At 61.3% G+C, this 13,465-nt stretch carries 11 protein-coding genes; 5 read left to right on the plus strand and 6 right to left on the minus strand.

The features are described 5' to 3' along the window. Positions 1–30 precede the first annotated feature (30 nt). Positions 31–1,185: an amidohydrolase gene (locus O3W47_RS08955; protein WP_269313497.1), complete on the minus strand. Its 1,155-nt coding sequence runs from the start codon at positions 1,183–1,185 to the stop codon at positions 31–33. A 60-nt stretch (positions 1,186–1,245) separates the two neighbouring features. Continuing rightward, the gene (locus tag O3W47_RS08960; protein ID WP_269313498.1) at positions 1,246–2,892 is read right to left on the minus strand and encodes a GNAT family N-acetyltransferase; all 1,647 of its coding nucleotides are present in this window, start codon (positions 2,890–2,892) and stop codon (positions 1,246–1,248) included. Between the two features lie 234 nt (positions 2,893–3,126). Here O3W47_RS08960 and O3W47_RS08965 point away from each other — a divergent pair, with 234 nt between their 5' ends. Both O3W47_RS08965 and O3W47_RS08970 read left to right on the plus strand, forming a co-directional pair. Then, positions 3,127–3,861, plus strand: coding sequence for an SDR family NAD(P)-dependent oxidoreductase (locus O3W47_RS08965; protein WP_003524050.1), 735 nt, complete (start codon positions 3,127–3,129; stop codon positions 3,859–3,861). A gap of 36 nt (positions 3,862–3,897) precedes the next feature. Continuing rightward, positions 3,898–5,250 carry an aspartate aminotransferase family protein gene (locus tag O3W47_RS08970; RefSeq protein ID WP_269313499.1) on the plus strand — a complete coding sequence of 451 codons (1,353 nt, stop codon included), beginning with the start codon at positions 3,898–3,900 and terminating at the stop codon, positions 5,248–5,250. A 39-nt stretch (positions 5,251–5,289) separates the two neighbouring features. Here the strand turns inward: O3W47_RS08970 and O3W47_RS08975 are convergent, their stop codons facing one another. Then, on the minus strand, positions 5,290–5,727 hold the full coding sequence (locus O3W47_RS08975; RefSeq protein ID WP_269313500.1) for an EamA family transporter: 438 nt from the start codon (positions 5,725–5,727) through the stop codon (positions 5,290–5,292). Between the two features lie 183 nt (positions 5,728–5,910). Next, positions 5,911–7,257, minus strand: coding sequence for a dicarboxylate/amino acid:cation symporter (locus O3W47_RS08980; protein ID WP_003519920.1), 1,347 nt, complete (start codon positions 7,255–7,257; stop codon positions 5,911–5,913). Positions 7,258–7,493: 236 nt separating this feature from the next. Between O3W47_RS08980 and O3W47_RS08985 the strand changes: the two genes are divergently transcribed. Next, positions 7,494–9,335 (plus strand): sensor histidine kinase, encoded by a 1,842-nt coding sequence (locus O3W47_RS08985; RefSeq protein ID WP_269313501.1) that lies wholly within the window; start codon positions 7,494–7,496, stop codon positions 9,333–9,335. Position 9,336: 1 nt separating this feature from the next. Then, positions 9,337–10,701: a sigma-54-dependent transcriptional regulator gene (locus O3W47_RS08990; RefSeq protein ID WP_269313502.1), complete on the plus strand. Its 1,365-nt coding sequence runs from the start codon at positions 9,337–9,339 to the stop codon at positions 10,699–10,701. Positions 10,702–10,790: 89 nt separating this feature from the next. Here O3W47_RS08990 and O3W47_RS08995 read toward each other — a convergent pair whose 3' ends face one another. Next, positions 10,791–11,267 (minus strand): BA14K family protein, encoded by a 477-nt coding sequence (locus O3W47_RS08995; RefSeq protein WP_035220876.1) that lies wholly within the window; start codon positions 11,265–11,267, stop codon positions 10,791–10,793. Between the two features lie 179 nt (positions 11,268–11,446). Here O3W47_RS08995 and O3W47_RS09000 point away from each other — a divergent pair, with 179 nt between their 5' ends. Further along, a complete protein-coding gene (locus tag O3W47_RS09000) occupies positions 11,447–12,157 on the plus strand; it encodes a GntR family transcriptional regulator (protein WP_269313503.1) in 711 nt (236 codons plus the stop codon). Positions 12,158–12,205: 48 nt separating this feature from the next. On the opposite strand, the gene O3W47_RS09005 is transcribed toward O3W47_RS09000, so the two are convergent. Next, on the minus strand, positions 12,206–13,462 hold the full coding sequence (locus O3W47_RS09005) for a D-amino acid dehydrogenase (RefSeq protein WP_269313504.1): 1,257 nt from the start codon (positions 13,460–13,462) through the stop codon (positions 12,206–12,208). Between the last annotated feature and the right edge of the window lie 3 nt (positions 13,463–13,465).

Genomic DNA, 13,465 nt, shown 5'->3' on the forward strand with positions numbered 1-13,465 from the left:
TGATCGCGGCTGGATAAAGCGCGGCCGCCGCTATTTCGCGTCGGTGAGGTTGCGGATGATGCGCATGAAGATGCGCGCGCCGGTGCCTATCAGCGCATCCGGAAAGTCGTAATCCGGATTATGCAGGTTGGGATAGTCTTGGCCTGCGCCGAGAAAGAACATCGCCGATGACGAAACGGCGCGAAAGCGGCCGAAATCCTCGGAAGCCCGCATGGGCAGACCCTCCGAACCGTGGGAGATTTTCTCCTCGTCCAGCGCGCGCCGGATATATTCCACAGCGTCGGGTGCATTTTCGCAATGCAGGAAAATATCGTCATAGGAGATGTCGAGCGTCAGCTTCTGTTCGTCCGCCACCTTTTTAGCCAGAGTTTCCGCAGCCTCGCAGAGTTTTTCCATCCGGTCGTCGGTCAGTGTCCGCAGCGTCGCCCAGATTTCTGCATCGGCCGGGGAAATGCCGAAAGCGGCTTCGCCCATCGCGGCATGGGTGATCGTCACCATCGAAAAATCAGGCTCTGGCGGGAAACCGGAGCCGAGTTCGGCCAAGGCGGGCATCAGCTGAGAGATGGCCCGCATGGGCGAAATGCCCTGTTCGGGCGAGGAAGCATGCGCGGTCTTGCCGGAAAGGCGGATTTTGACACCACGCGACGCGCAGTTGACCGGTCCCTCCACGACGCTGACATGGGCGAAAGGCAGGCCCGGCAGGTTGTGGAGTGAAAAGGAGTAATCCGGCTTTATGTGTTCGAAGTGCGGGTCGGCAAGGACGGCGGCGGCGCCCGCGCCGGTTTCTTCCGCCGGCTGGTACAGAAGGATGACGCGGCCGGTCTCCGGGCGCTGCCGGGAAAGGCCGAGCGCCAGCGCTGTCAGAATGGTGGAATGACCGTCGTGGCCGCAAAGATGGCCCTTGCCGTCGGTGCCGGAGCGGTATTCGGCGTCACTCTTTTCGTGAATGGGCAGGGCATCGAGTTCTGAACGGATCAGGATCGCCGGGCCGCTTTTGCCGCTGTCATAGACCGCAGCCACGCCATGGCCGCCGAGATCGGTGAAAAGCTGGTCGGGCCGCGCCTGCTCGAGGAAAGCGCGGATGCGCCGCGCCGTTTCCTTCTCCTCGCCGGAAATTTCCGGATGACGGTGCAGATCATGGCGAAGCTCAATGAGATCGAGCATGTCCTTGTTGGTCAGAAACATCAGAAATCCTTGCAAGTCGTCCGGCCGATTTTTCCTGCCGCAACTTACAGGGCGTTGCCTTTAATGCAAAACCTTTGGCGGGTGCCAGCGTTTGCCCACCGTTTTCGGCTTGATGGCGAGCGTGACGACATCGGCTGGCAGCGAAACCTTGGCTTTTGCCAGTTCCAGCCGGGCAAGGGCTGCACGGGCCTTTTCCGCATATTCCAGATGCGCTGCATCGTCCGAATGATAGTGCTGCAGCCTGTCGAGGATTTCCGCACCTTCCACCGTTCTTTCGGCGGCAATCAGCGCCACGGCGCATTTGTAAAGCGCTTCCCGGTGGAAGGGCGCGCGATTGGTCACCTGGCGGAAGGCCTCGGATGCCTCGTGGTAGTGCTGCTGCGCCAGCCGGGCCTCGCCTATGCGCAGCCAGAGGACGACGGGTTCCTGCCCGGCGGCCAGGAGGCTGAGAAATGCGATTTCGGCCTCCCGGAATTCGCCCCGGTCGAACAACAGATTGGCGAGCCCGAATTGCGCGCCGAGATGGTCCGGCGCCGCAGTCAGCACCTGCGCGAAGGCAATATTGGCGGCCGCCTTCTGGCCGGTCTTATAGAGTTTGAGGGCCTGTTCGTAGACAAAACGGATGCTGCGCGGGTGAAGCGTGCCGCCGAGATTGTCGCCCGAGCGGGTGCGGAACAGCGTGCAGCTCAGCTTCTGCTCCTCCGGCCCGAAGAAATATTTGTAAGGCTCGTTGCCGCGCAGGAAATCATAGGTTTTGAACCCCTGCTCGATTGCCCTGCGAATACAATGGCCATGCAGCACGAGGCCGGGGGAAGGGGTCTTCCAGTTCTCGTCGCGGCCGGTAATGTAGAACAGGACCGATTTCTTCTGGCGGTCGATGATATTGGCGAGCGCGCCGAGCGGCTGTTCGCCGAACCACAGTACCGGCACTTCCAGATCGCCACGGACATAGACATCCATCAACATCTGCCGTGTCGCGCCGATCAGGAGTTCCGTGCGTTCCTTGCCCTTGTGCGGCGCCCAGCGGATGCGCCAGAAATCGAACAGGATATCCATATCCCGCTTGATTGTTTCCCTCGTTGCAAAGGTGATGCGATATTCGTCGCCGCCCTCCACTTTTCTCAGGAAACGCCTCAGCTTCTGCCGGGTCTGGCTGCTCATATGGCTGTCGAGATAGCCGTCGAACGTCTCCGGCAGGGCCACCACCGGGCAGATGCAATTGTTGATGTTGTAGGGGTTGGTCGGCATGTTGTCGCGAAACATGACGAGCGGGCCCTGAAGTGCGCGGATCATCGCCTCGCGGCGTTCCGGCGGGCCGGAGAGATAATCGAGCTTCAGCTCGGTCCAGTTCTGCTGGCGGATATAGGAACAGAAACCGGCGACTGCGTGATTTTCATAGTCCGGCAGGGTGATGAAACCGGTGTAATCCGCCGCCGCATTGCCGGCCATGACGATGCTGTCGTGGAAGCGTCCGGTTTTCTTGTCCGGTTCGGTGACGATGCGCAGCGGGAAAAACGCCACATAGGGCGAGCCTTCCGCCCGTTCGCGCAACGCAAGAATGAACCAGCGCCTGCGGCGCGGCATATAGTCCCTCAGCCACCCCCAGGAGAGGAAATGCCGGGCATGGGGATCGGCCATGAACACCGCATCCCAGTTTTCGCGGATCGCCTCGAAGCCGGCGTCCGTGTCGATGATATCGATGCGCATTCGTCCCCCTCCCAATACTGATCACACATTCGGGAGGCTTCATTTTATGGGTAAACGGTCGGCTTCAAATATTCCCTTCGGGTGAAAGCCGTGCATCAAATGGGATTAGCCCGTCGCCGATCCGCCATCGCTGCGCCGCGACAAAAAAGACCTTGTCAGCCGGTGGCAGCGCTCTAACATGCGGGGCTGAATGCGCGGCAGGCTCAACGGTCCGCATGGCACAGGAGTTCTCATATGGCTGTTCCTTATATGCTTCTGACCGGCGCAAGCCGCGGAATAGGGCACGCCACCGTCAAGCTGTTTCAGGAAAAGGGCTGGAGAATTCTCACCGTATCGCGGCAACCTTTCTCCGAGGAATGCCGTTGGCCGTCGGCGCGGGAGAGCCATATTCAGGCCGATCTCGAGGACCTGTCCCGCATCGACGATCTGGCGGACGAGGTGCGCTCACGCCTGCCGGAGGGAAAGCTTGCGGCGCTTGTCAACAATGCCGGAATTTCGCCGAAGGGCGAAGGCGGTAGCCGTCTCGGTGTCATGGATACGACGGCGGAAATCTGGACGCGGGTGCTGAACGTCAATCTCGTTTCGACGGCGCTGCTTGCCCGCACGCTTTTGCCGGAACTGGAAGCGGCAAAAGGCTCCATCGTCAACGTCACATCGATTGTCGGCTCACGGGTGCATCCTTTTGCCGGCGTAGCCTATGCCACATCGAAGGCGGCGCTCGCGGCGCTGACGCGGGAGCTTGCGCATGAGTTCGGCCCGCGCGGCGTGCGCGCCAATGCGATTGCGCCGGGCGAGATCAACACCGCCATCCTCTCCCCCGGAACGGCGGAGTTGGTGGAAGCCCAGGTGCCGCTCGGGCGGCTCGGCACCACGGCCGAGGTGGCGCAGACCATCTATTTCCTCTGCTCGGAGCAGTCGAGCTACATCAACGGCGCGGAAATTCACATCAATGGCGGCCAGCACGTCTGACACGCCGAGCATCAACCGAAAATGGAGCCTTCATCGATGACCATCCTGCCGAATTCCGTCGAGGCACGCGATATCGCCTATCAGATGCATCCGAACGTCAATCTGCGCAAATTCGAAAAGACCGGCGGTCTGGTGATCGAGAGCGGCGAGGGCATCTATGTCACCGACAGTAGCGGCAAGCGCTATATCGAGGCGATGGCGGGGCTGTGGTCGGTGGCGCTCGGCTTCGGTGAACAGCGGCTGGTGGAAGCGGCGACGAAGCAGATGCAGAAGCTGCCCTATTACCACACCTTTTCCTACAAGACGCACGGCCCGTCGGTCGATCTCGCCGAGTTGCTGATCGAGCTTTCACCGGTGCCGATGTCCAAGGTGCATTTCACTTCCTCCGGCTCCGAGGCCAACGATCTTGTCGCCAAGATGGTCTGGTATCGCTCCAATGCGCTGGGCAGACGAGACAAGAAGAAGATCATCGGCCGCATCAAGGGGTATCATGGCGTGACGATTGCTTCGGCCTCGATCACCGGCCTGCCGCGTAACCATGAAAGTTTCGACCTGCCGCTGGACCGCATGTTGCATACGGCCTGCCCCTCCTATGTGCATTTTGGAAAGGAAGGGGAAAGCGAGGCGGATTTCACCGCGCGTATCCTGAAGGAGCTGGAGGATCTGATCCTCCGCGAAGGCCCGGAAACCATCGCCGCTTTCTGGGGCGAGCCGGTAATGGGCGCCGGCGGTGTTCTCCTGCCGCCGGAAGGTTATTGGGAAGGCGTACAGGCGATCCTGAGGAAATACGATATTCTGCTTGTGGTGGATGAGGTGATCTGCGGCTTCGGTCGCACCGGCAAGATGTTCGCCTGCGAGACCTACGGCATCAAGCCGGATGTGCTTGTCGTCTCCAAGCAGATTTCGTCGTCCTATATGCCGCTTTCGGCGATCATCATGAACGACAATTTTTACCAGCCGATTGCCGATGAATCCGACCGTATCGGCTCCTTCGGCCATGGTTACACCGCCTCTGGCCATCCGGTCGCGACGGCTGTGGGGCTGGAAAACCTGAAGATCATTCAGGAGCGCGATCTGGTCGGTAATGTCGCCCGGCTGGAGGGCAAGTTTCTCGATCATCTGAAGGCGCTGGCCGATCACCCGCTCATTCATTCCTGGCGCGGCATCGGCCTGATCGGCGCGCTGGAGGTGAAACCGTGGGAGGGCATGAAGCCGGGCGATACGACGCTCGCCCTTGCCGCAGCCATCGAGGAGGAGGGTGTCATCACCCGGCCTATCGGCGAATCCATCTGCTTTTGCCCGCCGCTCATCATTACGGCCGAACAGCTGGACGAGCTGTTTGCCGGTGTGAAGCGTGGTCTCGACAAGGTTGCGGCTGCCCGAGGCTGATAACTCTAGCAATTGCGCCGGCCGGTTTATCCGGCCGACCTATCCCCGATAGGCCACAAGCACCGCGCCGCAGGCGATCAGCACCACGCCGAGCCAGTTGGGCAAAGACAGCCTTTCGCCCAGAAACAGCACCGCAAAGACGGCGACAAACACGACGCTCAGTTTGTCGATGGGCGCGACGCGGGCGGCGTCGCCGAGTTTCAGCGCCCGGAAATAACATATCCACGATGCGCCGGTCGCCAGACCGGAGAGCACGAGGAACACCCAGGTTTTTCCCGAGATGGTGGAAGGCTGCTGCCAGTTGCCGGTGATGTAAACCATCAGGCCGGCGGCGGCGAGAATGACGACGGTGCGGATGAGAGTGGCGAAATCGGAATTGATATTTTCGACGCCGACCTTCGCAAAGATGGCGGTGAGCGCCGCAAAGGCCGCCGATAGCAGCGCCCAGAATTGCCAGGCCAGAAACAGGTTCTTCATGCCGCCACTCCGCTTATCGCATTTATTCCGCTTCGGCTCTACCGCATCTTCCGGCCGATAAAAACCCCGTTTGATGGGCGAGAGCCTGAACAATGAAAGCCCGGCGCATCCAGTCGATGCGCCGGGCTTTCCATATGTGCCTGCCCGGAGAAACCGGGACAGGCCGGACCTTGGGAGGTCTTATTATTCGGCGGGCTGCACCGAAGCCGGAAGCTGATCCACATCGGCGATGCCGGTGAACTCTTCCTGGCCGCTCAGCACGCGGGCGAGCTGATCCTGATCCAGTTCGCCTTCCCAGCGGGCGACGACGATGGTGGCAACCGCATTGCCGACGAAGTTGGTGAGGGCGCGGCACTCCGACATGAAACGGTCGATGCCGAGGATCAGCGCCATGCCGGCAACCGGAACCGAAGGCACAACAGAGAGGGTTGCCGCGAGCGTGATGAAGCCCGCGCCGGTGATGCCGGCGGCACCCTTGGAGGAGAGCATGGCCACGAGCAGCAGCAGGATCTGCTCGCCGAAGGAGAGGTGGATACCGGTCGCCTGCGCGATGAAGAGGGCCGCCAGCGTCATGTAGATGTTGGTGCCGTCAAGGTTGAAGGAATAGCCGGTGGGGATGACGAGACCGACGACAGAACGCTTGCAACCAGCCTTTTCCATCTTGCTCATCAGGCCCGGCAGGGCGGCTTCAGAAGATGACGTGCCGAGAACCAGAAGCAGTTCTTCCTTGATGTAGCGGATGAGCGCGACGATGGAGAAGCCGTTGTAACGGCATACCGCACCGAGAACCACGAACACGAACAGGAAGGACGTGACGTAGAAGGTGCCGATCAGCATCGCGAGGTTGGTGACGGACGAGATGCCGTATTTGCCGATGGTGAAGGCCATCGCGCCGAAAGCGCCGATGGGGGCGGCCTTCATCAGGATCGCGACCAGCTTGAAGATCGGATACATCAGGGCGTGCATGAAATCGGTGACCGGCTTGCCCTTTTCGCCGACGATGCCGAGCGCGATACCGAACAGAACCGAGAAGAACAGCACCTGCAGGATATCGCCGCTGGCGAAAGCACCGACGATGGTGGTCGGAATGATGTTCATCAGGAAGCCGGTGATGGTCTGCTCATGGGCCTTGTCGGCGTAGGTCGCGACAGCCTTTGCATCCAGCGTGGCCGGATCGATGTTCATGCCGGCGCCCGGCTGCACGGTGTTGGCGACGATGAGGCCAACAATGAGCGCGAGCGTGGAGAATACGAGGAAGTAGATCATGGCCTTGCCGGCCACGCGACCCACCTTCTTCATGTCGTTCATGCCGGCGATGCCGGTTGCGACGGTGAGGAAGATGACGGGCGCGATGATCATCTTGACGAGGCGGATGAAGCCGTCGCCGAGCGGCTTCAGCTGTTCGCCGAAAGCCGGATAGAAATGGCCGAGCGCGATACCGGCGATGATGGCCACCAGAACCTGGAAATACAGGTGCTTGTAGAATGGCTGCTTGGCGTGGCCTGCGGCCACGGCTGTCGTATCGATCATGTTTTTTCCTCCTCGGCCTCACCCTGCCTTTATTGGCCTCCCGGGATCGCCGTGTCGTTGACGGCTTCGCGCCGATTGCGGAGTCATGTGCAATACGCATGCCAGACTTGCTTATTTGGTGTAACTGGCTGATTTCAAAAGTAGTTTTTATTGGCGCTTCATTGGCCCACATGCATTTGTGCGGAATTCCGGACAAAATCTCTTGCGGTCTGTGCGTAAATCCGCACAATTGTCGCATGACCTATCAGGATCAGGCATCTCATTCCCATGCGAAGCGGCGGGCGCAATGGCTGGCGCTGGCGGGCCTGTGGCTGCTCGTCAGCCTTGGCGTTCTGCTGGTGGCCGATGAGTTCGCCCGCAATCAGGCGCTGCGCATGGCCGGTTCCGAAGCCGCCACGGATGCCGAACTGAAGATCGCGCTCCTGAATGTCGCGCTGGAGCGACCGCGCGCCATTCCGCTTGTCCTCTCCGGAGATCCCGATCTTGCTGCTGCGCTGGATGGCGGCGGTGCTCCTGCCCTCGACCGGTTGAACCGCAAGCTGGAGGGGCTGATTGAAGGCACACAATCCTCGGTGATTTATGTGACCGGGCCGACCGGATTGACCATCGCGTCGAGCAACTGGCGGCAGGACGACAGCTTTGTCGGCTCCAATTATGCTTTCCGCGAATATTTCCAGGCGGCGATGAAGACCGGCATGTCCGAACATTATGCTCTCGGCAATGTCAGCCGTCGGCCGGGTCTCTATATCTCTCGCCGCATCGACGCCGCCGATGGGCGACCGCTTGGCGTCGTCATTGCCAAGGTCGAGTTCAACCGGCTGGAGACAGACTGGAACATCGGCGGCAAGCCAGTCTATGTGGTGGATAGAAATGGCGTCGTGCTGATGACCAGCGTACCGGAATGGCGCTTCAAGACCGTCGCGCCGATCGATGAGGCGCGGCGGAAAATCATTTCCGAAAGCCTGCAATTCGGTAATGAGGCGCTTTCAACGCTGCCGTTTCGGGCGGCGCGGCGCGCGAGTGAGGGTGTTCCGCTCATTCATGTCGATGAGCCTGGGAGGGAGCGCGGCGACTATCTGCGGCTGGAAGTGCCGGTGCCTACCACCTCATGGACGCTGCATTATCTCCAACCCGTCGCGCCGGCGCTGAACGCCGCCATCCGAGAGGGCAGGGTGGTGGCGCTGGCGACGCTGATGCCGCTGATGGCGCTTTCGGGCCTGTGGCTCTGGCGCAGGCACAAGGCGCTTAAGGAAAAGGAAGAGGAGCAGCGCGCCCGCACGGAGCTGGAAATGAAGGTGCAGGAGCGGACCCGCGACCTGACCAAGACCCGCGATCATCTGCAGGCCGAAATCGCCCTGCATGAAAAGACCTCGGGCGAGTTGCGCAATGTGCAGCACGAACTGGTGCAGGCCAACCGCCTTTCCATTCTGGGGCAGGTGGCGGCGGGTGTGGCGCATGAGATCAATCAGCCGGTCGCGACCATCCGCGCCTTTGCCGACAATGCCCGCACGTTGCTGAAGCGCGACCGCATGTCCGAGGCCACCGAAAATCTCGAAAGCATCGCGGCGCTGACCGAGCGTATCGGCACGATTACCGGCGACCTGAAGATATTGGCGCGCAAGGGCCGCACCGCCGCCGAGCCTGTCAGTGTTCGACTGGTTATCGAAGGCGCAGTCATGCTGTTGCGCAGCCGCTTCTCCGGGCAGATGGATGCGCTGGATATCGTTTTGCCGGATCAGGACCTGAAGGTGCTCGGCAGCCGTATCCGGCTGGAGCAAATTCTCATCAACCTTCTGCAAAACGCGCTGGAAGCCACTGAAGAGACTGGGGCGGCCCGTGTCGAAGTGCGTGTGCGCGAGGATGGCGATATGGTCGTGCTTTCCGTCAGCGACAATGGCACGGGCATTCCCGAAGTCATCCGCGCCCAGCTTTTTTCGCCCTTCAATACCTCCAAGGAGAGCGGCCTCGGCCTCGGTCTCGTCATCTCCAACGATATTGCTTCGGATTATGGCGGGCGTATCGAGGTGGCGAGCAGCAAGGCGGGCACATGTTTTTCCGTATTTCTGAAGCGAGCATGACATGACGGTGGACGGAACCATATTCCTGGTGGATGACGACTCCCAGCTGCGCAAGGCGATGGTGCAGACGCTGGAACTCGATGGATTGCCGGTCACGTCGTTTTCCCGCGCAGAACAGGCGCTTGCGGCTTTGAGCGAGGATTTCGACGGCGTCGTCATCACCGATGTGCGCATGCCCGGCATGACCGGGCTGGAATTTTTCGACCATGTCCGCAAGATCGATGCCGATCTGCCGGTCATCCTCATCACCGGCCATGGCGATGTGCCGATGGCCGTCGATGCGCTTCACAATGGCGCTTATGATTTCATCGCCAAGCCATTTCCGGCCGAACGCATGGTGGAAAGCGCCCGTCGGGCGCTGGAAAAGCGCCGCCTCGTGCTGGAAAACCGCGCCCTTCGCCGGGCGGCGGGGCAGGCGGAGGACGATCTGCCGCTGATCGGCCAGACGCCTGCCATGGAACGCCTGCGCACTACGCTGCGGCACATTGCCGATACGGATGTGGATGTGCTGGTGGCGGGCGAGACGGGCAGCGGCAAGGAGGTGGTGGCGACGGCCCTTCACCGCTGGAGCAAGAAGCGCTCAAAGGGCAATTTCGTGGCTTTGAATTGCGGGGCGTTGCCGGAAACGGTGATCGAGAGCGAGCTTTTCGGCCATGAGCCGGGGGCTTTCACCGGCGCACAGAAAAAGCGCGTCGGCCGCATCGAACACTCAAGCGGCGGCACGCTGTTTCTGGACGAAATCGAAAGCATGCCGCTTGCGGTGCAGGTGAAGATGTTGCGTGTGCTGGAAATGCGCGAGGTTTCTCCGCTCGGGTCGAATGAGGAGCGGCCGGTCGATATTCGCGTGGTGGCGGCGGCCAAGGTCGATCTTGGAGATCCGGCCGAGCGCGGCACGTTTCGCGAGGACCTCTATTACCGGCTGAATGTGGTGACGCTGTCCATTCCGCCGCTGCGCGAACGCAAGGCGGATATTCCGCTTTTGTTTTCCCATTTCGTCACCAAGGCCGCCAACCGTTTCAACATGGCGGTGCCGCAGATCAGCGCCGGCATTTCCCGCCGCCTCAACGACCACGACTGGCCGGGCAATGTGCGCGAACTCGGGCATTTCGCCGAAAGGGTGGTGCTGGGGCTGGAGACGGAGGCGGCGACCGCGCCTGCCTTACAATCCACAATCCCCGCCTCCGGCACCTTGCCGGAACGCATGGACGAGATCGAGGCGCGCATCATCCGCGAAACGCTGGAACAATCGAATGGCGACGTGGCGGAAACCATCGCCACGCTCGGCATCGCCCGCAAGACCTTTTACGACAAGCTGCAGCGCCACGGCATCAACCGGGCGGATTATGTGAAGAGCGGCACGGCGTAAGTTGGCGCGGAGCGCGCATGGAAAAGCCGCGGACGGTTCCATCCGCGGCCTGACAATAACGGTAATAACCGTGTTGAAGGTCTTCCCGATCAACCCGCGACGCAGAAATGACGCTGGCCGTCATAATCCGTATAGGTGCCGGTGCGGGTGTTGAAGCTGCGGTAACGCTGCGAGCAATAATCGTACCAGGCGTTGGTCCAGGGCTCGATGGTGCGATAGGTACGGCGCTGGTTGTAGACCGGGCGGCTATCGTAAACCGGCTGGGCGCGATAGACTGGTGCCGGGCGGTAAACCGGCTGCGGTGCTGCGCGGTAATAACGGTAATCCGGCTCTTCATAGACATAGCTCGGCTCGTCGACATAAACGCGCTCATCGTAGGCTGGCGCCGGGCGCGACATTGCGGAGCCGACGGCGACACCGGCGGCAAGGCCGAGCACGCCACCCAGAATGGCAGCATCGCGACGGTCGCGGCGATCCCAGTCGCCAGCGGATGCGCTGTTGAAGGGCACAATGGTGGCGGCGGCGACGGCGACAGCCAGAACGGTTTTAGCTGCAAAGGACGACATGGTGTGTTCTTCCATACAGGTGGCAGGGCGCTGCCAGTTGCAAATTCGATGGTTAAGGAAATACAGCCGGGCTGCTGAACGGGCGCTGAATGAATTGTGGCAGACCGGCGGCGGCCCGCAATTCCTGTTTGCGCGCGACGCACTTCGCGCTAGAACTCAAGAACAAACAGGACGCACCGATGAGCCTTTCCCAGATAACCGTTAATTCCGACACCTCGCATGAAGACCGTGCCCAGGCCATTCGCGATACGCTGCGTGACGCCATTGTCGACCGGCGGCTGGCGCCGGGAACCAAACTGTCGGAATCGGAAGTGGGAACACTGTTCGATGTCAGCCGCACGGTGGTGCGCGCCGCACTTCAGATGCTGGCCTATGAGGGGCTGGTGAAGGCCGAACGCAACCGGGGCGCCTTCGTTTCCAATCCCACGCCGGATGAAGCGCGGCAGGTGTTCGCGTCGCGCCGGTTGATCGAACCCGGCGTCGTGGATGCCGCAATCGAAAAAATCACGCCTGCGGCGGTGAAGCGGCTGCGTGAGCATCTGGTGCAGGAAAGCCGCCACCAGCATGAGCGCGGCCCGAGTGCCAGACGCGCGGAAATCAAGGCATCGGGCGATTTCCACCTGATGCTGGCCTCGCTTGCCGGCAACGCCATTCTGGAAAAATTCATGGACGAGCTGGTCGCCCGCTCGTCGCTGGTCATTGCGCTTTACGGGCGCTCGGGTGTTTCAAGCTGCGGCCACAATGATCACGCCGATCTCCTGGAGGCGCTTGAGGCGAAAGATACGGCAAAGGCGCGTGCGCTGATGTTGCAGCATCTCGACCATATCGAGGCCGATCTTGATCTGCGCATGATGGAAGGTCTGGCGCTGAAGGATGCTCTGGCGCTTTGATCGACCGCCATCCCCGTCGTGGGACGGGGATGGCGGGTTGATTACGTGTCAGGCGGCGTAACGGCTGATCGCCAGATCGTGCGTGTCGATCTCCGGCTTGTTGCCGCTGATGAGATCGGCGAGCACCCGGGCGGAGCCGCAGGACATGGTCCAGCCAAGCGTGCCGTGGCCGGTATTGAGATAAAGATTGCTGTAGCGCGTGGCGCCGATGACAGGCGTGCCATCCGGCGTCATCGGGCGCAGGCCGCACCAGAATTTCGCCTGGGTCTGGTCGCCCGCGCCGCCGAACAGGTCTTCCACTGAGTGGGCCAGCGTTTCCTGCCGCGCTGCCGGCAAATCCTTGCTGAAACCGGCGATTTCCGCCATGCCGCCGGCGCGGATACGTGAGCCGAGGCGGGTAATCGCCACCTTGAACGTTTCGTCCATGACCGTGGAAACGGGCGCGCGCTCCTCTTTAACGATCGGAACCGTGATGGAGTAACCCTTGACCGGGTAAACCGGTAGGGTAAGGCCAAGCTGGCGCACGAACTGCGGCGAATAGCTGCCCAGTGCCGCCACGAAAATATCGGCCTCCACCAGCCCGCGGGTGGTCTCCACAGCCTTGACGCGCCCTGCCTCGACGATGGGGCGCATGATGCCGGTATCGTAAAGGAAGGTGACGCCCGCCTCTTCCGCCATACGGGCAAGTTCGCTGGTGAACATGAAGCAATCGCCGGTTTCATCGCCCGGCAGGCGCAGGCCGCCGACGATCTTCTCCTTCGAAGGAGAAAGACCGGGTTCGATGGCGGCGCAGCCGTCGCGGTCGAGAATCTCGAAAGGCACGCCGCCTGCCGTCAGCACGTCGACATCCTTGCCGATGGCATCGAACTGCTTCTGGGTGCGGAACACCTCCAGCGTGCCCTGCATGCGCTGCTCATATTCGATGCCGGTTTCTTCACGAAGCGCCATCAGGCAATCGCGGCTATATTCGGCAACGCGCACCATGCGGCTCTTGTTGATGGCGTAACGCGCCGAGGTGCAGTTGCGCAGCATCTGGCTCATCCAGCGCCATGCGGCCGGATCGGCCGTCGGGCGGATGATCAGCGGCGCGTGTTTCATGAACAGCCATTTCATCGCCTTGACCGGAATGCCGGGCGCAGCCCAGGGCGAGGAATAGCCGGGGGAAACTTCACCCGCATTGGCGAAGCTGGTTTCCAGTGCCGCGGCCGGCTGGCGGTCGATCACCGTCACCTTGTGCCCGGCTTTGGCCAGATACCAGGCGGATGTCACGCCGACGACGCCGGCTCCGAGGATAGTGACGTTCATGAT

Origin of the sequence: Agrobacterium sp. LMR679 (genome assembly GCF_027157905.1) — a bacterium.
Classification (GTDB): domain Bacteria; phylum Pseudomonadota; class Alphaproteobacteria; order Rhizobiales; family Rhizobiaceae; genus Agrobacterium; species Agrobacterium leguminum.

Bases quoted from the DNA above. Each gene is read 5' to 3' on its own strand.
- O3W47_RS08960 (WP_269313498.1), bottom strand. From the start codon at position 2,892: ATGCGCATCGATATCATCGACACGGACGCCGGCTTCGAGGCGATCCGC.
- O3W47_RS08965 (WP_003524050.1), top strand. From the start codon at position 3,127: ATGGCTGTTCCTTATATGCTTCTGACCGGCGCAAGCCGCGGAATAGGG.
- O3W47_RS08985 (WP_269313501.1), top strand. From the start codon at position 7,494: ATGACCTATCAGGATCAGGCATCTCATTCCCATGCGAAGCGGCGGGCG.
- O3W47_RS08955 (WP_269313497.1), bottom strand. From the start codon at position 1,185: ATGTTTCTGACCAACAAGGACATGCTCGATCTCATTGAGCTTCGCCAT.
- O3W47_RS09005 (WP_269313504.1), bottom strand. From the start codon at position 13,462: ATGAACGTCACTATCCTCGGAGCCGGCGTCGTCGGCGTGACATCCGCC.
- O3W47_RS08995 (WP_035220876.1), bottom strand. From the start codon at position 11,267: ATGTCGTCCTTTGCAGCTAAAACCGTTCTGGCTGTCGCCGTCGCCGCC.
- O3W47_RS08990 (WP_269313502.1), top strand. From the start codon at position 9,337: ATGACGGTGGACGGAACCATATTCCTGGTGGATGACGACTCCCAGCTG.
- O3W47_RS08975 (WP_269313500.1), bottom strand. From the start codon at position 5,727: ATGAAGAACCTGTTTCTGGCCTGGCAATTCTGGGCGCTGCTATCGGCG.
- O3W47_RS08980 (WP_003519920.1), bottom strand. From the start codon at position 7,257: ATGATCGATACGACAGCCGTGGCCGCAGGCCACGCCAAGCAGCCATTC.
- O3W47_RS09000 (WP_269313503.1), top strand. From the start codon at position 11,447: ATGAGCCTTTCCCAGATAACCGTTAATTCCGACACCTCGCATGAAGAC.
- O3W47_RS08970 (WP_269313499.1), top strand. From the start codon at position 3,898: ATGACCATCCTGCCGAATTCCGTCGAGGCACGCGATATCGCCTATCAG.